Origin of the sequence: Micromonospora lutea, assembly GCF_016863535.1 — a bacterium.
In the GTDB taxonomy this organism is placed as follows: Bacteria; Actinomycetota; Actinomycetes; order Mycobacteriales; family Micromonosporaceae; genus Micromonospora; species Micromonospora lutea.
In genome coordinates this window covers 19,259-40,352 of the sequence record NZ_BOPB01000031.1, presented here as the reverse complement: position 1 = coordinate 40,352, position 21,094 = coordinate 19,259, and the positions used below count along the sequence as shown (strand labels likewise).

Annotated in this window: 23 protein-coding genes; 13 read left to right on the top strand and 10 right to left on the bottom strand. The window is 69.3% G+C overall.

The genetic code is table 11. The annotated features are described in order from the left end of the window. Nucleotides 1-30 precede the first annotated feature (30 nt). Complete coding sequence (locus Vlu01_RS24180) at nucleotides 31-777, top strand: phosphotransferase family protein (RefSeq protein ID WP_204003598.1); 747 nt, start codon at nucleotides 31-33, stop codon at nucleotides 775-777. A gap of 174 nt (nucleotides 778-951) precedes the next feature. After that, nucleotides 952-1,611, top strand: coding sequence for a class I SAM-dependent methyltransferase (locus Vlu01_RS24175; protein WP_204003597.1), 660 nt, complete (start codon nucleotides 952-954; stop codon nucleotides 1,609-1,611). A gap of 135 nt (nucleotides 1,612-1,746) precedes the next feature. On the opposite strand, the gene Vlu01_RS28015 is transcribed toward Vlu01_RS24175, so the two are convergent. The 3 genes from Vlu01_RS28015 to wrbA all read right to left on the bottom strand — a co-directional run bounded on the left by Vlu01_RS28015 (nucleotide 1,747) and on the right by wrbA (nucleotide 4,166). Further along, nucleotides 1,747-1,947 (bottom strand): hypothetical protein, encoded by a 201-nt coding sequence (locus Vlu01_RS28015; protein WP_204003596.1) that lies wholly within the window; start codon nucleotides 1,945-1,947, stop codon nucleotides 1,747-1,749. A gap of 84 nt (nucleotides 1,948-2,031) precedes the next feature. Then, on the bottom strand, nucleotides 2,032-3,459 hold the full coding sequence (locus Vlu01_RS24165; protein WP_204003595.1) for an MFS transporter: 1,428 nt from the start codon (nucleotides 3,457-3,459) through the stop codon (nucleotides 2,032-2,034). Nucleotides 3,460-3,485: 26 nt separating this feature from the next. Beyond that, nucleotides 3,486-4,166: an NAD(P)H:quinone oxidoreductase gene (wrbA, locus tag Vlu01_RS24160; RefSeq protein WP_204003594.1), complete on the bottom strand. Its 681-nt coding sequence runs from the start codon at nucleotides 4,164-4,166 to the stop codon at nucleotides 3,486-3,488. 76 nt (nucleotides 4,167-4,242) lie between these two features. Here wrbA and Vlu01_RS24155 point away from each other — a divergent pair, with 76 nt between their 5' ends. After that, the gene (locus Vlu01_RS24155; protein ID WP_204003592.1) at nucleotides 4,243-4,707 is read left to right on the top strand and encodes a MarR family winged helix-turn-helix transcriptional regulator; all 465 of its coding nucleotides are present in this window, start codon (nucleotides 4,243-4,245) and stop codon (nucleotides 4,705-4,707) included. A gap of 90 nt (nucleotides 4,708-4,797) precedes the next feature. On the opposite strand, the gene Vlu01_RS24150 is transcribed toward Vlu01_RS24155, so the two are convergent. The 4 genes from Vlu01_RS24150 to Vlu01_RS24135 form a co-directional block, all read right to left on the bottom strand. Continuing rightward, the gene (locus Vlu01_RS24150; protein WP_204003590.1) at nucleotides 4,798-5,976 is read right to left on the bottom strand and encodes a hypothetical protein; all 1,179 of its coding nucleotides are present in this window, start codon (nucleotides 5,974-5,976) and stop codon (nucleotides 4,798-4,800) included. After that, entirely contained in the window at nucleotides 5,973-6,518 is a 546-nt protein-coding gene (locus Vlu01_RS24145) for a SigE family RNA polymerase sigma factor (RefSeq protein ID WP_204003588.1), read from the bottom strand. The genes Vlu01_RS24150 and Vlu01_RS24145 overlap by 4 nt, the downstream gene beginning before the upstream one ends. 132 nt (nucleotides 6,519-6,650) lie before the next feature. Further along, entirely contained in the window at nucleotides 6,651-7,049 is a 399-nt protein-coding gene (locus Vlu01_RS24140; RefSeq protein ID WP_204003585.1) for a VOC family protein, read from the bottom strand. Beyond that, a complete protein-coding gene (locus Vlu01_RS24135) occupies nucleotides 7,046-7,822 on the bottom strand; it encodes an arsenate reductase/protein-tyrosine-phosphatase family protein (RefSeq protein WP_204003582.1) in 777 nt (258 codons plus the stop codon). The genes Vlu01_RS24140 and Vlu01_RS24135 overlap by 4 nt, the downstream gene beginning before the upstream one ends. Nucleotides 7,823-8,044: 222 nt before the next feature. On the opposite strand from Vlu01_RS24135, the gene Vlu01_RS24130 reads away from it, so the two are divergent. The 4 genes from Vlu01_RS24130 (at nucleotide 8,045) to Vlu01_RS24115 (ending at nucleotide 11,468) form a co-directional block, all read left to right on the top strand. After that, nucleotides 8,045-9,307, top strand: a complete 1,263-nt coding sequence (locus Vlu01_RS24130; RefSeq protein ID WP_204003579.1) for an APC family permease — start codon at nucleotides 8,045-8,047, stop codon at nucleotides 9,305-9,307. Between the two features lie 156 nt (nucleotides 9,308-9,463). Further along, nucleotides 9,464-9,646: an antitoxin gene (locus Vlu01_RS24125; protein WP_204003577.1), complete on the top strand. Its 183-nt coding sequence runs from the start codon at nucleotides 9,464-9,466 to the stop codon at nucleotides 9,644-9,646. A 138-nt stretch (nucleotides 9,647-9,784) separates the two neighbouring features. Beyond that, the gene (locus Vlu01_RS24120; RefSeq protein ID WP_204003575.1) at nucleotides 9,785-10,459 is read left to right on the top strand and encodes a hypothetical protein; all 675 of its coding nucleotides are present in this window, start codon (nucleotides 9,785-9,787) and stop codon (nucleotides 10,457-10,459) included. Between the two features lie 124 nt (nucleotides 10,460-10,583). Continuing rightward, entirely contained in the window at nucleotides 10,584-11,468 is an 885-nt protein-coding gene (locus Vlu01_RS24115; protein WP_204003573.1) for an alpha/beta hydrolase, read from the top strand. 19 nt (nucleotides 11,469-11,487) lie between these two features. Here Vlu01_RS24115 and Vlu01_RS24110 read toward each other — a convergent pair whose 3' ends face one another. The 3 genes from Vlu01_RS24110 to Vlu01_RS24100 are packed head-to-tail and all read right to left on the bottom strand — an operon-like array spanning nucleotide 11,488 to nucleotide 14,304. Beyond that, nucleotides 11,488-11,883 carry a YkvA family protein gene (locus Vlu01_RS24110; protein ID WP_204003776.1) on the bottom strand — a complete coding sequence of 132 codons (396 nt, stop codon included), beginning with the start codon at nucleotides 11,881-11,883 and terminating at the stop codon, nucleotides 11,488-11,490. Nucleotides 11,884-11,941: 58 nt separating this feature from the next. Continuing rightward, a complete protein-coding gene (locus tag Vlu01_RS24105; RefSeq protein ID WP_204003571.1) occupies nucleotides 11,942-13,555 on the bottom strand; it encodes a long-chain fatty acid--CoA ligase in 1,614 nt (537 codons plus the stop codon). A 14-nt stretch (nucleotides 13,556-13,569) separates the two neighbouring features. Beyond that, nucleotides 13,570-14,304: a TetR/AcrR family transcriptional regulator gene (locus tag Vlu01_RS24100; protein ID WP_204003569.1), complete on the bottom strand. Its 735-nt coding sequence runs from the start codon at nucleotides 14,302-14,304 to the stop codon at nucleotides 13,570-13,572. Nucleotides 14,305-14,576: 272 nt separating this feature from the next. Between Vlu01_RS24100 and Vlu01_RS24095 the strand changes: the two genes are divergently transcribed. From Vlu01_RS24095 to Vlu01_RS24070, 6 genes are read left to right on the top strand one after another with little or no spacing between them, the layout of a single operon-like run. Further along, nucleotides 14,577-15,593, top strand: coding sequence for a sugar ABC transporter substrate-binding protein (locus Vlu01_RS24095; protein WP_204003567.1), 1,017 nt, complete (start codon nucleotides 14,577-14,579; stop codon nucleotides 15,591-15,593). Beyond that, complete coding sequence (locus Vlu01_RS24090; RefSeq protein ID WP_204003565.1) at nucleotides 15,590-17,116, top strand: sugar ABC transporter ATP-binding protein; 1,527 nt, start codon at nucleotides 15,590-15,592, stop codon at nucleotides 17,114-17,116. Before Vlu01_RS24095 ends, Vlu01_RS24090 begins: the two co-directional genes overlap by 4 nt. Continuing rightward, nucleotides 17,113-18,129, top strand: a complete 1,017-nt coding sequence (locus Vlu01_RS24085) for an ABC transporter permease (protein ID WP_204003562.1) — start codon at nucleotides 17,113-17,115, stop codon at nucleotides 18,127-18,129. The genes Vlu01_RS24090 and Vlu01_RS24085 overlap by 4 nt, the downstream gene beginning before the upstream one ends. Further along, on the top strand, nucleotides 18,126-19,130 hold the full coding sequence (locus tag Vlu01_RS24080) for an ABC transporter permease (protein ID WP_204003561.1): 1,005 nt from the start codon (nucleotides 18,126-18,128) through the stop codon (nucleotides 19,128-19,130). Before Vlu01_RS24085 ends, Vlu01_RS24080 begins: the two co-directional genes overlap by 4 nt. Beyond that, on the top strand, nucleotides 19,115-20,341 hold the full coding sequence (locus Vlu01_RS24075; RefSeq protein ID WP_204003560.1) for an acetyl-CoA C-acetyltransferase: 1,227 nt from the start codon (nucleotides 19,115-19,117) through the stop codon (nucleotides 20,339-20,341). Before Vlu01_RS24080 ends, Vlu01_RS24075 begins: the two co-directional genes overlap by 16 nt. Beyond that, entirely contained in the window at nucleotides 20,341-21,078 is a 738-nt protein-coding gene (locus tag Vlu01_RS24070; RefSeq protein WP_204003558.1) for an SDR family NAD(P)-dependent oxidoreductase, read from the top strand. Before Vlu01_RS24075 ends, Vlu01_RS24070 begins: the two co-directional genes overlap by 1 nt. Nucleotides 21,079-21,094 lie beyond the last annotated feature (16 nt).

Genomic DNA, 21,094 nt, shown 5'->3' with positions numbered 1-21,094 from the left:
ACAGGCCACGCAAGAATCCGTCCGACGATAATGGTCGGCGTGGAAGAGGTCACGGTCGTCGTCGCCCACAACGAGCGTGCGACCCTCCGCGTCGGCGATGTGTTCCTGAAGGTCGACAGTGATCAGGCACGCATCGACCTCGAGGTCGAGGCGATGCGGCTGGCGCCTGTCCCGACCCCCGAGGTCCTGTGGCGCAAACCGCCCGTACTCGCGATCGCCGCCGTTCCCGGCCAGGCACTCGGCCTTCTCGGCGAGCCGTCGCCCGCGTCACCGGCAGCCTGGGCTGCGGCGGGTGCTGCCATCCGGAAGCTGCACGACGCGCCACCGCCACCGTGGGTTGGCAAGAAGCTCGTCGGGCTGGACGCGGAACTCGAGCGCGAATGCGCGTGGCTCGTCGACAGCGGCGTCCTGCCGGCCGATCTGGTCGACCGCAACCGCGAGATAGCCGAGGCCGCGATTCGGCCGTGGACGCCGGTGTTCATGCACGGCGACCTGCAGATCACTCACATTTTCACCGACGGCGACGAGGTCACCGGCGTGATCGACTGGTCCGAGGCGGCACCTGGCGATGCGCTGTACGACCTGGCCGTCCTGACCCTCGGGCACGAGGAACGTCTCGACGACCTCCTCGCCGGTTACGGCACCGACGTCGACCTGGACGTGATCCGCGCCTGGTGGTCGCTGCGCAGCCTGCTGGCGTCCCGCTGGCTGATCGAGCACGGCTTCGACCCGTCCGCACCGGGCTGCGAGTTCGACGTACTGAGATCACGGATGTGAAGCAGCACGAACCCGACGGCCACGAGCGGTGAGCAACTATCGCGACGCAGTCGCCTGACCGGCGGTCTGCACATGCGAGAGCGCCTGGCCTGTCGGTTGTCTTTCGTGGCTGTCGCGGCAGGCCGGCGGTAGATTCGCCGCCACGACGGCGATCGACGGGAGGGCAACCTGGGAATGGACGGCAGGACCGAGGAGTTGCGGCACGCGCACGACGTGCTGGCGGAGTGGTACGCGCAGAACCTGGCCGGAGTGCTTGAGCGCATGCCGGTCGAGCGGGCGATGCTCGACCTGTTCGCCGAGATGACACTGGCTGTCGGTCCGGAAGTCGCGGATGTGGGTTGCGGCACCGGACGACTTCTGCCGTACCTCGCCGCCCGGGGTCTGTCGCCTCGTGGGATAGACCTATCGCCAGGAATGGTCGAGGTGGCGCGGCGGGAGAACCCCGGTTTCGTCTACGAGGTCGCCGACCTGCGCGAGCTGCCGTTGGAGGATGCGTCGCTGGCCGGAGTGGTGTGCTGGTTCTCGCTGATCTACCTTCCGCCCGGCGCCCGGGCTCCCGCGTTCGCCGAACTCGCCCGAGTCGTGAAGCCGGGGGGCTACCTGGTAGCGGCCTTCAAGCACGGCGACGGCAACGCGCACCGTAACGGCCCCGGCAGCCGCGTCAGCGCCCTCGGCATCGACTTCGACCGCTACTGGCTGCCAGCCCGAGAAATGGCGGACCGCTTCGTCGCCGCCGGGTTCGCCCTGGTCTTCCAGGGCAGCACCCCGCCTGAGGAAGAAGAGCCCCCGTACGGCTACATGCTGGTCCGCAAGACCGACGCGGACACCACATAGCCGTACCCCCGCAGATCAGGGACCGCGTAGCTGACTCCTTCGATGCCACGGTTGTGCGGCATCCTCGACCGCCCCTTGCGCTCCTATGGGGTGATCGGCTTCCACGGGGCGCCGGCGACCTGGGTGATCAGGAAATCAATGGGCGGCCGAGATCGCGGGTCCGGCGTACGCAATCGACGACCAGACGGCCATCAAGGTGGCCGGCAGCACCGTCGAGGTCGTCTCCGAGGGGCACTGGAAGCAGTTCCCCTCGTAGCTGCGGCCACCGGTGATCGGCGTGGCGAAGTGCCCGCTCATGGCACCCGGAGCGAGCTGGCGTTCGCCGGCGGCGATCACGTCGTCCAGAGTTGAGCAGGCGCTCGTCGTACCCTGTCGTACGTGGAGCAAGGGTGCGACGAGTGAGCCTGGGCGTCGCCGAGGTCAGTCGTGCCGGTGTTTCGGTAGCAGCAGGCTGACTATCGCGACAGCTAGGCCGATCCCGGCCGCCATGAGAAAGACCAGGTTGTAGCCGGCGGCGAGGGCGGCAGGAGAGCCGGCGTGGGCGGCGTCTGTTCCAGCCTTGGCGCTGGCGGCTGTGGCGAGTACGGCTAGGGCTACCGAGCCGCCTATTTGGCTGGCGGTGTTGGCCAAGCCGCCGATGATGCCCACGTCACTTTCGGGTACGTCGGCGGTGGCCGCGGCCATGAGGGTGGGGAAGGTCAGGCCGATGCCGACGGCGATGAGCAACGTAGGTCCGAGCACGCCGGTGACGTAGTCGCTGCCGGTGTGGGCCCGAGCGAGCCAGCCGAACCCGGCTAGGAAGCAGGCGCTGCCGGTCAGTACCAAAGGACGTACACCGGTTCGGGGCAGCAGGTTGGCGGCGTATCGCGCGATCACCACGAACGTCACCGCCGCAGGTGTCTGCCCGAGCCCGGCTTCGAGTGCGCTGTAGCCGAGTGCGTTCTGCATGAACAGCGAGGTGAAATACCACATCGCGATGGCAATCCCGCCAAACAGCAGCAGCATGCCATTGCTGACGGCCACGGTCCGGATCGTGAACAGCCGTAGGGGCACCATCGGGTGGGTGGCGAAACGCGCCTCCACCACGGTGAAGACGACGAGCAGGAGCAGGCCCGCCACCGCTGGCCCGAGAACCCGCACGGACGTCCAGCCATGGTCGGCGCTTTGCATGACCCCGTAGATCAACGCGGCCAGCCCCGCCGTGCCCGTGACCGCGCCGATGAGGTCAAGCGATTCCCGCCGGCTGGCTCGCGTGCCGACCAGCGACATCATGGCCAGTACGATCAGCACGGCGCCGATCGGTACGTTGATGAGGAAGACCCATCGCCATGACAAGCCGGTGGTGATGGTGCCGCCGGCGAGCGCGCCGGCCATCCCGCCCACACCGCCCGAGGCGGACCACGCGCCGAACGCCCGGGCCCGCGCCTGCGGCTCGGTGAAGTAGGTGTTGATCACAGCCAACGTCGCCGGAGCGAGCATCGCGGCACCCACGCCCTGCGCGACGCGGGCGCCGACCAGGATCTCCGGAGCGGTTGCCAAACCGCCGACCAGACTCGAGGCGGAGAACAGGAACAGCCCGGCGACCAGCATCGGGCGCGGACCGAATAGGTCAACGGCACGGCCACCCAGCAGCATGAAGCCTGCGAAGGTAAGCACGTAGCCATTCACCACCCACGCCAGACCGGTGGCAGTGAAGCCAAGCTCCCGCTGGACCGAGGGCAGCGCGACGTTAACGATGGACACGTCCAGGATCACCATGAATTGGCAAGCACACGCCAGCACCAGGACCAACCAGGAGGGTCCGACCTGCGAACTGGTCCGCTGAGTTGCGGTGCTGGTGCTTGTCATGACTCATCTCCTTGCGAATCCACCGTTCACGCGGTCCGGGAGGCTGCTTCGGCCAGGTCTCCGTGGCTGTTCTCGTTGCCCACAGCGGCATCGGCGACGACGTCGCCCCTCAGCAACTGGAGCGTGATCCTGGCTAGCCGAAGCCCCTGGTACCTGGCGGCTTCCAGCGCCGCGGCATCGGGACCGTCTCCGGTTGGGCTGGTCACATGCGACGTGCCGTAGGGGTTGCCGCCTGCGGCGTACACGACCGGATCGGTGAATCCCGGCGGAACGATCAGCGAACCCCAGTGGTAGAAGACGTTGCCCAGCGACAAAATGGTGGCCTCGTTGCCGCCGTGCCGGTTGAAAGCTGAGGTGAAGGCCGTCACCGGCTTGTTGGCCAGCTTCCCCTCCTGCCACAGCCCGCCGGCTTGATCGATGAACTGCTTGAGCTGCGCGGCCGGCGCGCCGAATCGGGTCGGCGTCCCGAACGCGTAAGCGTCGGCCCACGCCAGGTCCTCAGGTGATGCCTGGGCGATCGACGCGGTCGCGTCGGCGTGCCGCCGCCACTGCGGGTTCTGGTTGATCGCGCTGTCGGGTGCCAGCTCGGCGACCCGCCGCAGCCGCACGATGGCCCCGGCCGAGGCCGCTCCCTCGGCGACGGCCTGCGCGAGGGCGTGCACACTGCCTGTCGCGCTGTAGTAGATGACAGCGACCTTCACGGTCATGTCCGGCTCCTCGGTGTTGCTAGAATTAGTTATCCGCATAATGTTATGCGGATAACTAAGCTGTCAAGGGGAGCCCGTGGACTTCGAATATGCCGACGCTCTCAACCAGGCCATCCGCCTGCTGAGCCTGCGCCACCGTGCCAGGGCCGCCGCGTTGCTAGCTCCGCTCGGCCTGCATCCCGGCCAAGAGGCACTCCTGCTCGAACTCGACCGGACCGGGCCGAGAATTCAGGCCCAGCTCAGCGAGGCGCTCGGCTGCGAGCCACCCAGCGTCACGCTCATGACCCGCAAGCTCGAAGCGTCAGGTCACATCCGCCGCGAACCCGCCCCCTCCGACAAGCGCGCCAGCATCGTCGAACTCACCGACAGCGGCAAGGCACTCGCCGACCAGGTCAAGCAGCTGTGGCACGCTCTGGCGGAGGAAACCGTCACCGGCCTGCCCGCCCAGACCGTGGCCGAACTACCCGCCATCCTGAACACCATGACCGGCAACGTCGACTCCAGGCGTCCGGCCACCCACACCACCGCCGGCACGGTCTAGTGCGGCACTACTAGCTGTTCGATCGGAGAGGTTTGACGGTTGCGCCGCTCCGTCCACCAGCGACATCCGTATCCGTATGTATCAGCACGCTCAGGGCACGCTGATCGGAATGACCACCTCCGGGTCGTTGATGGTGACCTGCCCGTTGAACGGTGGCAGCTGCGAGATCGACACATAGTGGTTGCCGAGGCTGATCGGATCGTCGAGCGGTACCGGCTTGTCGACTGCCACGAAGGCGAACGGCACGGAGATGTGCGACTGCGCTCGCGGTCCGGAGACGGCGCAGATCAGAGCCGTCTGATCGGTGTGCGGCTGATCGGTGTCCGGACGAACGGCGCAGCCATCCCAGTCGTCACCCGCCGGCCGAACCTCGCTGGGCAGGATGAGCAGAATCTCCAGGCGCGCGACGTCCACGGCGCCGTCATTGCGTACCGTCACCGTCAACTGGCCGGTGAATCCGCTGCTGACCGGTCGAAACAGCAACGTGGAGGGAACGACCGACAACAGGGCCGCCGGTGGCTGCGCAGGGAGCGTCTTTGGGCCCGTCACCTGCCGGAACCGGCCGTCCTGCCAGGCATACGTACGCCACTGGTTCGGCACCGTGTGCTGCCCGCCGTCGGTGTACTCCTCGGAGACCAGCACCGCCACCCGGCTACCGCCATGGACCTCGAAATGGTCCATCATCGCGAGCCCGTCCTGCGTGCCGATGATTCGACCGATCGGCAGCAGTTCCTGGGCGCTGCGGCGGAATGCGACGATCTGGCTGCCGCCCGCCTCCGGTCCTTCGCCACACTTCAGATGCGCCACATAGTCCTCGGCCCCGTCCTGGTCGACGTCCGTCGCCGCGTACGACAAGATGTTCACCGGCCGGTGCACGGCATCATGCTGGGACTGGCCGTTGTTCAGTTTGGTCCGGCCCTTGGTGCAGGTGGCATCCGCGGTGGGGCCCCACGTGGGTACCGTGATGATGGCCGACCTGAACGGGCCCAGGTCGGACTGCCCGCCTGGTTCCTTGGTCGGCAGCATGGTCGGTGACGGTGCGGTGGGTGCCGGGCTGAGTCCGGGCAGTGTGGGTGAGCGGTCGGTACGGACGTTGACGGCGGTACTCAACACCACGGCGGCGACGGCGAGCCCTACCATGACGGTCGCCACCGTACGACGAACCCGGATGCGGTGAGAGGTGGCCAAGGCCCGCTCGCGCAGGTCGACGGCATCGACCTCGGCGGCGATGTCACTCAGTCCTCGGCGCAGCTTGTCGATCTCGATCATCGCGCCCCTCCGGTCATGTTGAGGCCGTCGAGCTCCGGTGCCAGGACGCGCAACCGCTCGAGCGCCTTGGCGGTCTGGCTCTTGATGGTGCCGACGCTGACCCCCAGAGTCTCCGCCGCCTGAACCTCGGTCAGGTCGTCGAAGAACCTGAGGACGACAACTGCACGCTGCTTGGGCGTAAGACGGGACAACGCGCTGCGCAACGACAGTCGCAGCACCGTCTGCTCGGCATGGTCGGCCTCCACACCGGACCAGTCAGGGACGTCACCAGCGAACGCCTCGACGACGCGACGACGCCGCCAGCGGGACACCTGGAGGTGGTACATCGTCTTGCGGGTGTACGCCTCTGCGTTACCGGTGGCGTGCAGGTTTTTCCAGGCACGATGGGTCAGGCCCAGCGCGCTCTGCACCAGATCCTCGGCCAAGTGCTGGTCGCCGGTGAGCAGATAGGCCGAACGGAGCAACGCTGGCGTCCTGGCCCGGACAAAGGCGTCGAAGTCAGGAGCAGGAACGTCCACGTCCGCCTCTTCCCGGCCGAACATTTGGAGGTGACATACCAGCCAAGACGATGACTAGCGGGAAAAGGTTGGGGCGAGTCGAAAATTGGTGTACTCACCGAATGCTCAGACAAACCGCGACGCGCGGAGAGTGAACCGATCCTGGGTCGGCGGGAGTCAGAGGATGGCAGGCGCGGCTTCGCGGGGCTGGAAGAGTTCGACGAGGTTGCCGGCCGGGTCGCCAAGCAGGATTTGGCGACCCCCGGGCCCGGAGACCACGTCGCCGCGAAACGTCAGGCCGACGTCGCGGAGTCGGTTGATCTCGGTGTCCAGGTCGTCGACGATGAGGTGAATGCGGTTGCCGCCAGGACCGGTGGCGTCGCGCGGGGTGGCCCGGGCACCGGAGCTGGCGGGCCCGGACAGGAGCAGTCGCAGCGGACCACGGACGACGTCGGCGAAGGCGGGCGCGGCGTTGGTCCTGAGGTGGAAACCGAGGTGACCGGTGTAGAAGTCGACGGCGGCTTGGACATCGTCGACGAGGTAGCGGACGCTGGCGTACGACTCGGTCGTGGTCACGGCTTGAGCTCCTTGGCATCGGTGGAGGCGAGTACGGGCAGCAGGTGCCGCACGCGGGAGTCGATGTCGGCGGCAGTCCGCACGAAGGCCGGGTAGTCGTCCGGACCGCCAGCGGCGGGATCGGGGATGCTCCAGTGCAGTCGACCCGCCGGGTCGGCGAAGTCGGGGCAGAACTCCCGGGCCTTGTCGCACAGAGTGATCACGTAGTCGAAGCGGCGATCGGTAAGGGTGTCCAGGTGCCGAGGCTGCTGGCCGGCGATGTCGACGTCGAAGTGATCGCGCAGCACCCGTACGGCATGGGGGTGGAGCTGCGACTTGGGGTGGCTGCCAGCGCTGATCGCCGCCACCTGGCCGGCGGTGTGGCGGCGCAGCTGCGCTGCGGCGATGGGGGAACGTGCGCTGTTGCCTGTGCATACGAACAGCACGGTGGGCGGTGGCTGCTGCACATCGGCGAGCGGGGCGAGGGTGGTGTTGTCCGGCCGCAGGGCGGGGTGCAGCGCGGCGCCGGTGGCCGTCAGCGCGTGGGCACAGCTGTCGACGTTCAGGTGGTAGTAGCTGTCACGGCCGTCGTAGCTGCTGCGGGCAGCGGTGACCAGGCCGCCGTCGCGAAGCAGCCGCAGGTGGTAGGAGATCAGGTTCTGCGGCTGGTCGAGCAGGGCGACAAGTTCACGAACCCGGAGGTCGCTGCGGGCGAGCGCGGTCATCAGTTGCCAGCGCAGCGGGTGTGCGGCCAGGTGGACGAACGGCGGCGCGGTTTGACTCGGCGACCCCATGAGGCGAGAATACATCAAATCAGCTTGATTGATGGCGGAGGCGGTAGCGCATCGGTATCCGATCGGCCGGCGGGATGTCGAGCCGGCCGATCGGTCCTCGGAAACTCGGAGCGCGCTGCGGCTCCGCGGACGCGTGATGTTTGTTCAGCTCGTCGACAGAGTCTCCGGCGACTCGGTGCCTATCACCGGTCGCACCGAGGTAACACGGCAGCCGGGAGGTTCATGGTGAGCGGGACGTCCAAGGCGGCCGGCGGTCAGCTGGCGAGGCGGCTCGGGGTATTCGATGCCGTGGTCATCGGCCTGGGGTCGATGATCGGCGCGGGAATCTTCGCCGCGCTCGCCCCGGCCGCCGCAGCAGCCGGGTCCGGGCTCCTGCTGGGTCTGGCCGCGGCGGCGCTGGTGGCGTACTGCAATGCCACGTCCTCGGCGCGGCTGGCCGCCCGCTATCCGGCGTCCGGCGGCACCTACGTCTACGGCCGCGAACGGCTCGGTGCGTTCTGGGGCTACCTGGCCGGCTGGGGTTTCGTGGTCGGCAAGACCGCCTCGTGCGCGGCGATGGCGCTCACGGTCGGATCGTATGCCTGGCCAGAACACGCCCACGCTGTCGCGGTGGCGGCGGTGCTGGCGCTGACCGCCGTCAACTACGTGGGGGTACAGAAGTCGGCGTGGCTGACCCGGGCCATCGTCGCGGTCGTGCTGGCGGTGCTGGCCGGCGTCGTGGTGGCCTGCCTGAGCGCGCCGCCGGCCGACCTCGGCCGGCTCTCCGCAGGTGGTGACGTCACCGTCTCGGGCGTGCTGCAGGCGGCCGGGCTGTTGTTCTTCGCCTTCGCCGGTTACGCACGCATCGCCACCCTCGGCGAGGAGGTCCGCGACCCGGCCCGCACCATCCCCCGGGCGGTGGCGCTGGCGCTGGGGATCGCCCTGCTCGTCTACGCCATGGTGGCGGTCGCGGTACTGGCGGTGCTCGGCGACCGGCTCGCCGGCTCGGCCATGCCGCTGGCCGACGCCGTACGCGCCGCCGGCTGGCCTCACCTGGCTCCCGTGGTGCGGGTCGGTGCGGCCGTCGCCGCGCTGGGCTCGCTGCTCGCCCTCATCCTCGGGGTCTCGCGCACCACCCTGGCGATGGCCCGTGACCGGCATCTGCCCCCCGTACTGGCTGCCGTGCATCCGCGGTTTCAGGTGCCGCATCGCGCGCAGCTCGCCGTCGGCGCGGTCGTGGCCACGGTCGCGGCCACCGCCGACGTCCGCACCGCGATCGGTTTCTCCTCCTTCGCGGTGCTGGTCTACTACGCGATCGCCAACGCCAGCGCCTGGACGCTCTCCCCCGCCGAGGGTCGCCCACCGCGAGTGGTCCCGGTAGTGGGTCTGATCGGCTGCCTGGTGCTGGCCCTTGCGCTGCCGCCGCACTCCGTGATCACCGGCGCCGCGGTGCTGGCCGTCGGTGCCGTCGCCTACGGCGTACGGCACCGGCTGTCCCGACACTGACATCCGGCCGCCCTCGGCAGCGACTCCTGCCCTGGGTGTACGCCGGTCACCCAGCGTGTGAACTGACGATACGGGACGATTCGTCCAAGCTGTCGGCGTTTGCGATGTGGGGCCGGGGGAATCAGACGAAGGTGGCCCCGTAGAAGGAGGATCGTCGTGGGTGACTTCATGAACAAGGCGAAGGATCTGGCCGACAAGCACGACAAGCAGGTTGACCAAGGGCTGGAGCGGGCCGGTGACATGGCCGACAAGCGCACCGGCGGCAAGTACGACCAGCACATCGACAAGGGCGTGGACCAGGCCCAGGCGCGTACCGGCGAGGGTGACCAGGTGCGCTGACCCCACCGCCGGTCCGGGTCGTCGAAGGGGTTACCCGGACCGGCGCTGCCAACGGTCAGCCTGGTCAAGTCAACATCGAACGACGTCCACTTCTGCCGAGGACGATGCGACGGAACGAACGTCGCCACGCTGCTGCGGGTGAGCTACGACCTGTACTTCTGGCCGTCCGGAGCGGCAGAGAATCCCGGCCGGCTGGCAAATCGGCTCGCGGACGAGAAGGCCGACGGTCTGGTATCGAATGAGCGCGTCCTGGCTTTCCGCGCCGAGCTGTTACGCCGCTGGCCGGACCTTGTCGACATGATTGCTCCGTGGCATCACGATCTGGTCGGCCGGCAGCCATGGGGCCGCACCGATCTCGCCGATCGATACCTCGGGGTGACTCTGCGCTACGGCTGGGAAGGCACCAGCGCACTGCCGTTTCTGGCTGGTGCGTACGGGCTCGACTCGTACGACCCTCAATCGGACCAACTGCTGACGCCTTCGTCGCTGCCAGCAGACAGCAAGGTCCACGACGACGTGGCGCAGGTCGAGGGATGGGTGGCCGAGGAACACGTCGTGCAGGTGCTCCGGCGCATCAGCACCTACATCGGCTACGCGTATGACGATCTTGACGAGACGGCACTGATCGGCGCGCTCGATGACACGAGCGACGACGCAGTCGACGGCTGGTTCGAGTACCCGCTGGCAGGCACGCCCCCGCTGGTCATCCGATTGGCGCAGCCACCGGGTAGCGCGGTGGTCAGTGTCCATATCGAAGGCACCATGGATCTGGTCCTGGCCACCCGGATAGAGACTCTGCTGGACCTGCTGTAACGACTCACAGAGCAACGAGCCGTACACGTCAGGATCTGTGCCGCGTATGGGTCGCAACCTTGCTGCTGCCCATCAGGCCGGGGCTGGGAGCGGCGTCGTTGCCGGTGGCTGGTTGACTCGCTGGATGGAGTTGTTCATCGATGCTGGCGACGTGTCCCTACCAGCCACGCTGGACGTGCCGGTGGACAGACCAGTACGTGGCGCGGTCGTCGTCCTGCACGGCTCCGGCATGCCGCAGCGCTCGTACTTTCTGTACGAGCAGTTGGCGCGGGCGTTTCCCGCCGTGGACGTGGCGGTGCTGCGCTTCGACCGTCGTCCGCGTGAGCAGGGCGACGTGCCGTACGCCGTCCAGGCCGACGACGCCGTGGCGGCTATCGCAGAGGTGCGCCGTCGCATCGGCGACGTCCCGGTGGGTTTGTGGGGCTGGAGTCAGGGCGCCTGGCCCGCGTCCGCGGTCGCGGCCGGTCGGCCGGACCTGGTCTCCTTCCTCGTGTTGGTCGCCAGCAGCGGTGTGAGCCCGGCGATCCAGATGCGGTACGGGACAGCGCAGCAGCTGCTCCTCAACGGCTACGGAAGCGCGGAGCAGGCCGATCTGACCCGCCTGCGAGAAGCACTCGAGAGCGTCGTACGCGGGCACATCGACCGGGAAACCGCTCAGGCGATCATCGACCGGTACGCCGACCGGCCGTGGTTTCCCCTGGTGTACGTCCCGCGCTACCTGCACGATTACCCCGGCACCTGGGACGACATGGACTACGATCCGGAGCCGGTCATCGCGCAGGTGCGCTGTCCGACACTGCTGTTCTACGGAGAGAACGACGAATGGACTCCCGCCGAGGACAGCATCGCCGTGTGGCAGCGATCCGCCGCCACCAGCGACCTGACCATCCACCGGCTTGCCGGCTGTACTCATCTGCCGGCCCTCGGCGGAGCCGATGTCCTCGCCTCCATCAGCTCCGACTACAACGACACGATGCTCGCCTGGGTCCAGGACCGAATCAACCGGTGAGCGATTGGGCAACCCAGGATCAGGCTGGCGGCGTGCCGAGCAGCCGTTCGATCAGCCGCCGTTCGCCGGGCCAGGCCGCCAGGACGACGTCGCGAGGTACCTGGCGTGCGGCGTAGCGCAGGGCGAGCGCGACGACGACGATGTCGTCGAGGGGGCCGATGACGGGCAGGAACTCGGGGATCAGGTCGATGGGGCTGGCTACCCAGATCCCGGCGATCAGCACGGCGATCTTCGCTCGGCGGGGCACCCGGGGGTCGGTGCGCAGTCGGCGGACGGTGGTGACGCAGTCGGGGATGAAGGCGGCCAGGTCGCGCATGATCCCGGGTGGCAGCCGGCGGGCGAGCAGGATCAGCAGCGCCCAGGAGGCAAGCAGCAGCACGACCGCGATGGCCAGGCCGAGGAGCCAGTCACGCACGCTCACGCGCTCAGCATGCCACCGGCGTCACAGACGGTGCCGATCACGCTATGGGTGGTTACTGCTGTCGGGATGCGTGCAACTGCCGGAGCGCCAGTTTGGAGACCTTTCCGGTGGGCGTTCTGGGAATCTCGGGCAGTACCCAGACCTGCTCCGGGATCCACCAGGAGGCGACCCGTCCGGTCAGGTGGGCGCGGAGCGCGGCGGCGTCGAAGTCGGATCCGGCTGTGGTGAGCACGCAGGCGAGGGGACGCTCGCCCCACCGGTCGTCCGGGATGCCGATGACCGCGGCCTCCACCACCTCGGGATGCGCCATGATCTCGTTCTCCAACTCGACCGAGGAGATCCATTCGCCGCCGGACTTCACCAGGTCCTTCGTGCGGTCGACGATGCGCAGGTAGCCGTACCGGTCGATGGTGGCGATGTCACCGGTGCGCAGCCAACCGTCGTCGGTGAACGCGGCGGCGCCGGGCTCGGCACCGAAGTAGCCCGCAGCGATGGTGGGCCCGGCGACCTGCAGCTCGCCGGGGGTGACGCCGTCGTGTTCGACGGGATCGCCGCTGTCATCGATCAGGCGCGCTTCGGTCAGCGGGACGGTCGGGCCCGGCGTGCCGAGCAGTGCCCGCTGCTCCTCCTGGCCGAGTCCGTCGTGGACGGTCGCGAGGCGCGAGCAGGCGACCAGTGGGCTCGCTTCGGTCATGCCCCAGGAGCTGGTGATCATCACGCCGGTGGCCTGATGCCAGGCCAGAGCGAGCGACTCGGGCAAGGCGCTCCCGCCGGAGACGACCATGCGCAGGGCTGAGAGGTCGGTCTGAGGCAGCAGCGGGAGGAGCCCGCGCCAGATCGCCGGGACACCGGCGGCGAAGGTGACCCGGTGTCGGGACATCTGGCTGGCGAGCGCGGCCGGACTCATCGCCGGGCCGGGCAGCACGAGGTCGGTGCCGGCGAGCATCGAGGCGTACGGCAGGCCCCAGGCGTTGACGTGGAACATCGGCACGATGGGCAGCACCACGTCACGTTCGCTGATCGCGAAGCTGTCCGCGCCCAGCAGCAGCAGCGCGTGCAGGACGATCGAGCGGTGGCTGTACAGCACACCCTTGGGGCGGCCGGTGGTGCCCGAGGTGTAGCAGAGGCTCGCCGCGTCGTTCTCGTCGACGGCCACCGGCGGTGCGGGGGCGGGCACCTCGTTCAGCAGCGCCTCGTAGTCGCGTACCCGGGGGTCGTCGGGTAGTGGCTCCGTACCGCCGTCGTCCATGACCACGACGTGCCGCACGGTCGGGAACTGCTCGATCAGTGGCCAGACGGTCGGCAGGAGCGACCGGTCGACGAAGAGCACGTCGTCGGCGGCGTCGTTGACGATGTAGGTGAGTTCGGCGGCGTGCAGCCGATGGTTGAGCGTGTGCAGGATCCGACCGCTGGTCGGCACGGCGAGATACAGCTCGACATGGCGTTGCGAGTTCCAGCCGAAGGTGCCCACCCGCGCCCGGGGCGGCACGTCGAGCAGGTCGAGGGCGGCGGCGAGGCGACGCGCCCGGCCCACCACCTGGTGCCAGGGGGTGACCATCTCGCCGTTCGTCGTGGCGGTGATGACCCGCTTGTGACCGAACATTCGCTCGACCCGGCGCATGAGCGTCGCGACATCGAGCGGTCGGTCCTGCATCAGACCGCGCATGGGCACCTCCAGCACTAGCCGGCGTTCGTGGACCGCCGCGGTGACGGTGGGTCGAGGATCGTGTCGTTGTCGGAGGGTGGGGTCGGGCCCGGGTGGGTGACCAGCTTCAGGGCGAGATCCGCGTAGTACTCGCCCAGTTGCTCCGGCGAGTCGGACCCTTCGAGGCGGTACCAGCGGACCAGGTCGATGCTGAGGGACAGCATCGCGCGGGTGATCCGCTTGACGTCGACCGGCGCGAACGAGCCGTCGGCCATGCCCCGTGCCACGGCGTCGCGGAGGAACTCGTTGGTCTGGTGGCGCAGTTCGAGCACCTCGGCGTAGTGCTCGGGGGTGAGGCCGGCGAGTTCGTACTGGCTGACCCGGGCAGCCACGTGGTGCCGGGCGTGCCAGGTGGTGTACCGGGCGATGATGGCCCGCAGCCGCTCGGCGGAGTCGTCGACGGCGGTGACCGCCGGATCCTGGATGTACGCCAGGGCCCGCTCGTGACCGGTTCGGATGATCTCGAAGAGGACCAGTTCCTTCGAGGGGAAGTGAACGTAGAGGGCAGCCGGGCTGAGCCCCATGCCCTCGCTGATGTCGCGGGTGGTCGTCGCGTGGAATCCGTTGGCGGCGAAGCAGCGTACGGCCGAGGTCAGCAGACCCCGGGGGACCTCGCCGAGCTGCGTGTTCCACAGGTCGGGGGAATCGTCGCGCAGCCGTACGTCCTCCGCCAGATCCTGCGCCGTGAACCGGGCCTGCCGTTTGGCCATGCGTGATCCTCGCCTCTTCGTCCTCGCCGGTGGGTGTCACTGCCGCTGGTAGTGCATGCGATCAGACATTCGGCGCAGTTGCAGGTCACGCGCCCTGTGACCCTTGACACCCGACAGCCTAGTGGATGACTATGCGCTTAGTCACCACCGCTCATCTCGAAAACTCCGACCGACACAACTCGACGGAGCCGGCGTCCCGGGCAACGCTCCCGCGCCGGCCGCACGGCACCCCCCTGACGCTTCGCACCCACCCCCGACCCAAGGGAGAGCGCATGCTCCGCACCGGAACAATCCGCGTCGGTCTCACCGCCGGCGCCCTCGGACTGACCCTGCTGGCCACCGCGTGCGGCGACGGCGCCGGTGCGCCGCCCGGCGAAGGCACCGGCTCCTCCCTGGCCGGCAAGACGATCGCCCTGGTCGGGTACGGGAACTCCAACCCCTGGGGCGCCTACTTCAACAAGGTCTACGGCGAGGAGCTGGCCTCGACCGGCGTCAAGATCAACGATATGACGACCATGGACCCGGGCACCCAGGTCCAGAAGTTCAACCAGGCTGTCGCGCAGAAGCCGGACCTGATCGCGCTCTCCATCCTCGACACCCAGGCGATGGTGGTGCCGATCCAGAAGGCCAAGGCCGCCGGAGTTCCGGTACTGGCCTTCGACGGACCGCCCGACCCATCGGTGGCCGACGACGTGATGTCGGTCCTGTCCGACAACGAGAAACTCGGCGAGTACGCCGCCCAGAACATCATCGAGGGCCTCCAGGCCCAGGGCCGCGACTCCGGCAAGATCATTGTGCTCACCGGCACGAAGTCCATGCTCGTCACCCAGGACCGGATGAAGGGCTTCAACCGGGTGCTGGCCGGCGCGCCGCAGTACCAGGTCGTCGACGAGCAGGACGCCAACTGGGATCCGCAGCTCTCCGGCACCATCGCCCAGCAACTGTTCGCCAAGCACGGTCGTGACGGGGTCCAGGCCGCGTTCGGCATGGCCGACTACATGGCCCTGCCGATCATCCAGGCAGCCAAGCAGGCCGGTATCCCGGTGGGCGGCAAGGACGGCCTGATCGTCACCGGCGGCAACTGCTTCAAGGCCGGCATCGACTCCATCCGGGCCGGGGAGATGTACGGCACCGCCACCGAGGATCCAGGCACGATCGCCAAGCAGACCGCCGATTACACCGTACGGTTCCTGACCGGTCAGAACCCGCCGCAGCGCGAGGTCATCGAGGAGGGCCGGGTCACCGCCGCGACCCTGGACCAGTTCGCCGAGCAGTGCAGCAAGGTATGAGCGGATCCGCCGCCCGGCCGGCCCTCGACCGCGTCCAGGTACGCGTCGAGGGCCTGGCCCGGGCCTTCAACGGCGTACCGGCGGTCCGGGACGCCTCCTTCACCGTGGGCCCCGGCGAGATCCACGGACTCTGCGGTCACAACGGCGCCGGCAAGAGCACCGTCGTGAAGATGCTCTCCGGACAGCTCACGCCGGACCACGGGCGCATCGCCATCGGCGGCACACCGGTCGAACTGCCCAGCCGGCAGGCCGCCCAACGGCTGGGCGTGGCCCTGGTCGACCAGGAGCTGAGCGTCGTACCGGCGCTGACGGTCGGCGAGAACATGCTGCTCGGCGACATCGACGCGCCGCTGGTCAACCGGCGGCGGACCGCCAGGGCCCGGTGCCGACAGATCCTCGACGGCATGGGCCTGGAACACATCCGCCCCGACCAACCGGTGACCACGCTCGGCATCGGCGAACGGCAGCTCGTCGAGATCGCCAAGGCCCTCAGTCAGAACGCCCGAGTGGTGATCCTCGACGAACCCACGGCGACCCTCAGCGACGTGGAGAGCGCCCACGTGTTCGCGGCGATCCGACGGGTCGCCGCCACCGGCTGCTCGATCATCTTCGTCTCGCACCGGCTGTCGGAGGTCCTCGACCTCTGCGACCGGGTGACCGTGCTACGCGACGGCAGCACCGTGGCCACGACCGCGGCGGAGCAGCTGACGGTCGACGAACTGATCGTCCAGATGCTCGGCGAGACCCCGCACCGGCTCGCCGCAGTCGCCAAACCCGCCACCAGCCAGGCGTACGCGTTGCGGATCGAAGGGCTCTCCGTGCCCGGGCGCCTGGTGAACTTCGACCTCACCGCTCGGGCCGGGCGCATCCACGCGCTCGCCGGTCAGCTCGGCAGCGGCGCCTCGGACGTGCTGCGGGCACTGGCCGGGCTGCATCCGAAGGCCACCGGAAACGTGCGGCTGCGCGACCGTACGGTGCCCTACCGCGACCCGGTGGCCGCCGCGCGCGACGGCATCGCCTTCGTCTCCAACGACCGCAAGACCGAGGGACTGTTCCTCGACAAGTCGGTCGCTGGAAACCTGGTCGCCACCCGCCTACCGCACCTCGGCCGCGGCGGCGTGCTGCGACCGGGCCGCGAACAGGACGCCGTCCGGTCGATCGCCGACCTGGCCGGGCTACCGGCCGGACGGCTGCGGGAGCCGGTCCGCGCCCTGAGCGGAGGAAACCAGCAGAAGGTCTTCGTCGCCCGGTGCCTCGGCCGGAACGACGTCCTCGCCCTCCTGCTGGACGAGCCGACCCGGGGTGTCGACATCGGTGGACGTGCCGCCATCCATCGGCTGCTGCGCGAGGCCGCCGACGCCGGGCTCGTCGTCATCTTCGCCTCCACCGAACTGGAGGAACTGCTGGAACTCGGCGACGAGATCATCACGATGCGGGACGGCCGGATCGTCCGCCGCTACCAGGGCGACGCCGACGGATCCGCGTTGATGCGGGACATGACGCACGGAGTGGACCAGACATGACCTCAGCCGACGGATCACGCCACAGCGCAGCGCTCGCCACCCATCCCGACCCCGCCGACCCCACGCCAACCCCGGGCGGTCGGCTTCCCCGACGGCCGGGCCCGCTCACGGTCGCGTCGGTCGTACTGCTGCTGCCCCTCGCCGTCCTCGCGGTGACGACGGACCGCTTCCTCACTCTCGACAACGCACGCGCGATCCTCGCCTCCGCCGCCTTCGTCGGGATCACCGCGATCGGCGCGACGCTGGTGATGATCGTCGGGTCCGCGGTGTCGCTGGCCGTCTCCCAGACGGCGACCGTGGTGGCGATGGTCTTCCTGGTGACACAGCATCTGGGCCTGCTGCCCGCAGTGCTCGTCGCACTCGTCTGCGGGGTGGTCCTCACCGCCGTTCAGGGGGCGGCCGTCGGCTACTGGGACGCGAATCCCATCGTGCTGACCATCGCCGCCGGTTTCGCCGTCGGTGCCGCCGCGACCTGGTTCAGCGGCGGCACCCCGGTGTATCCCGCCAGCGACGCGTTCGTCGTGTTCAACCGGACCCTGCTGGGTCTGCCGCTGTCCGTGTACGCGCTGCTCGCCGTGACCGTGCTCGCGCACTGGCTGCTGCGCCGCACGACGGCCGGACGGCAGATGTACCTCGTCGGGGAGAACCGGGCCGCGGCCCGCGCCGCCGGCCTGCCGGTCGGCCGGGTGACCGTGCTCGCCTGGGCGTTCTTCGGCGGGTGCATCGCGGTGACCGGGATCTTCCTCGCGTCGTTCAACACCGCCGCCACGGTCACCCTCGGCGGCACCCTCACCCTCGACGCCATCGCGGCCGTCCTGGTGGGTGGCACCGCGATCGCCGGTGGTCGCGGATCAGCCCTGCAGACCCTGGGCGGTGCGCTGCTCATCTCCGTCATCTCCGATGTCCTGCTGCTGCGCGGCTACTCGACCGGCATGCAGATCCTCGTGAAAGGTCTCCTCGTGCTCGTCGTCGTCATCGCCGTGCATCTGCGTACCACCCGGGGTTGGCGATGAGCCGGGCGTGGCTGGCCCGGCCGGAGCGGCTGATGCCGGTCGTCTCGCTGGCCGTCGTGCTGGCGGCCTTCGTGGCCTCGCCGCTGGTGAGTGGCCGACAACTGGAGCTGTTCGACGCCTACAACGCGTTGCAGGGCTTCGCGCAACTGGGGCTGCTGGCCCTGGCCATCGGCATCACGATGATCGCGGGCGAGTTCGACCTGTCGGTTGTCGGCACGTACGCCCTCGGCGGGATGCTCGCGGTCAGCGCTGGGGCGACCTCACCCCTGGCGGGCGTCCTGGCCGCGGTGGCCGCCGGTGCCGCCATCGGGGCGGTGCAGGGCGGCTTGATCGCGGGACTGCGCATTCCGTCCATGCCGGTGACCCTCGCGACCTACATCGCGTTGCTGGGTCTGACGAACGTGCTCTCCGGCGGCTTGAGCGTGACCTACCCCAACAGCGACGCCACCCTGTGGGTGGACAAGACCATCGCCGGGATCTTCTCGCCGCGCAGCCTGGTGACGCTCGGGGCGTTCCTCGCCCTGGCGCTGCTGCTCGGCGGCACCAGGCTGGGCCGCGAACTGCGGGCGATCGGTGGGGACCGCCGCGCCAGCCGCGTCACCGGCGTACGGGTGGACCGCCGGCTCGTCGGGCTGTTCACCCTGTCGGGGGCGCTCGCGGCCCTCGGCGGCGCACTGCTCGCCTACAGCTACGCCTCGGCCAACCCTGATCCGGGGCTGCAACCGCTGATCCTGGCGGCGGTGGCCGCCCTGCTCGGCGGGGTATCCCTGGCCGGCGGCCGGGGCGCCCCGCTCGGCCTGCTGGCCGGCGCGCTCTCGGTCGCCCTGCTCGCGCAGATCGTGGTGACCACCGCCCTGCCCGACTACTCCACCCAACTGCTCTACGCGGCCCTGCTCGCGGTGATCGTGGCCATCGAGAGCCCCGGCCTGCACCGGACCGTCGACCGGATCCGCGCCCGCCGCGCGGACTCGCCCAGGAGGTACCCGTGCCCGAAGCCGTGATCGTCGCGGCGGCCCGCTCACCGATCGGCCGCGCCCGCAAGGGATCGCTCGCGCAGCTGCGTCCCGACGATCTGACCGTGCAACTGGTGCGGGCCGCGCTCGCGCAGGTGCCGGCGCTGGACCCGACCGAGATCGACGACCTGATGCTGGGTTGCGGGCTGCCCGGCGGCGAGCAGGGCGACAACATGGCTCGGGTGGTCGCCGTTCTGCTCGGGCTGGACGACGTGCCGGGCACCACGGTCACCCGCTACTGCGCCTCCTCGGTGCAGACGACCCGGATGGCGCTGCACGCCATCCGGGCGGGCGAGGGAGACGTGTTCGTGTCGGCCGGTGTGGAGACGGTGTCCCGGCACGACCGGGGCACCTCCGACTCGTGGCCGGACACCCACAACCCGGCGTTCGCCGAGGCGGAGGCCCGTACCCGCGACGCGGCAGAGTCCGGTGCCGACGGCTGGACCGATCCTCGTGCCGACGGCCGCCTGCCCGACGTCTACATCGCCATGGGGCAGACCGCGGAGAACCTGGCCCGCGCCCGGGGCGTCACCCGCGAGGAGATGGACCGGTTCGCGGTGCGCTCCCAGCACCTAGCCGAGCAGGCGATCGCCAGCGGCTTCTACCGCCGCGAGATCACCCCGGTGACCCTGCCGGACGGTTCTACCGTCGACGCCGACGACGGCCCCCGCGCCGGGGTCAGCTACGACGCGGTGGCCGCCCTGAAGCCGGTGTTCCGGCCCAACGGGCTGATCACCGCGGGCAACTGCTGCCCGTTGAACGACGGTGCCGCGGCGCTCGTCGTCATGTCCGACACCAGGGCCCGCGAACTGGGCATCACTCCCCTGGCGCGGATCGTCGCCACCGGCGTCACCGGCCTCTCCCCGGAGATCATGGGTCTCGGGCCGGTCGCCGCATCCCGGCAGGCGCTGCGGCGTGCGGGCATGACAATCGACGACGTCGACCTGATCGAGATCAACGAGGCGTTCGCGGCCCAGGTCATCCCGTCCGCCCACGACCTGGGCATCGACCCGTTCGGCGACAAGCTGAACGTGCACGGCGGGGCGATCGCTCTCGGCCACCCGTACGGCATGACCGGCGCCCGGATCACCACGACGCTGATCAACGGACTCCGTGCCACCGACCGGACCATCGGACTGGAGACCATGTGCGTCGGTGGCGGGCAGGGCATGGCAGTCATCCTGGAAAGGCTCTCCTGATGCGCAACATCACCTTCGACTTCACCGGCCGCGCGGTCGTGGTCACCGGCGCCGCCCGCGGTGTCGGCCTCGCCGTCGGCACATACTTCCGGCAGGCGGGTGCCACCGTCTACCTGGTCGACCTGGAGGCGGGACCGGTGCAGGAGGCCGCCGACGAGATCGGAGCGATCGGACTGGCCGCCGACGTCACCGACACCGGTCAGGTCACCGAGGTGATCGAACGGGTGGTCGCCGAGAGTGGCCGGATCGACGTCCTGGTCAACAACGCTGGCAATCTCCGCGACGGCGTGGTGTGGAAGCTGAGCGATGACGACTACGAGTCGGTCATGGCGGTGCACGCCGGCGGCACGTTCCGCTTCACCCGCGCGGTGGTCCCCCACTTCCGGCGGCAGGGCGCGGGACGCATCATCAACGTCACCTCCTACACCGGTCTGCGGGGCAACCCCGGCCAGTCGAACTACTCGATGGCCAAGGCCGGGATCATCGGCTTCACCCGCACCACCGCGAAGGAACTGGCCCGGTTCGGGATCACGGTCAACGCCATCTCACCCAGCGCGCAGACCCGCATGATCGCCTCGGTGCCGCAGGAGAAACTGGCGCAGCTCACCGCGGCCATTCCCATGGGTCGATTCGCCGACGCGTCGGAGATGGCGGCCGCGGTCGCGTTCCTGGCCTCCGACGAGGCGTCGTACATCACCGGCGTGGTCCTGCCGGTGGACGGTGGCATGGCCATCTGACCGATCCACCGACGCA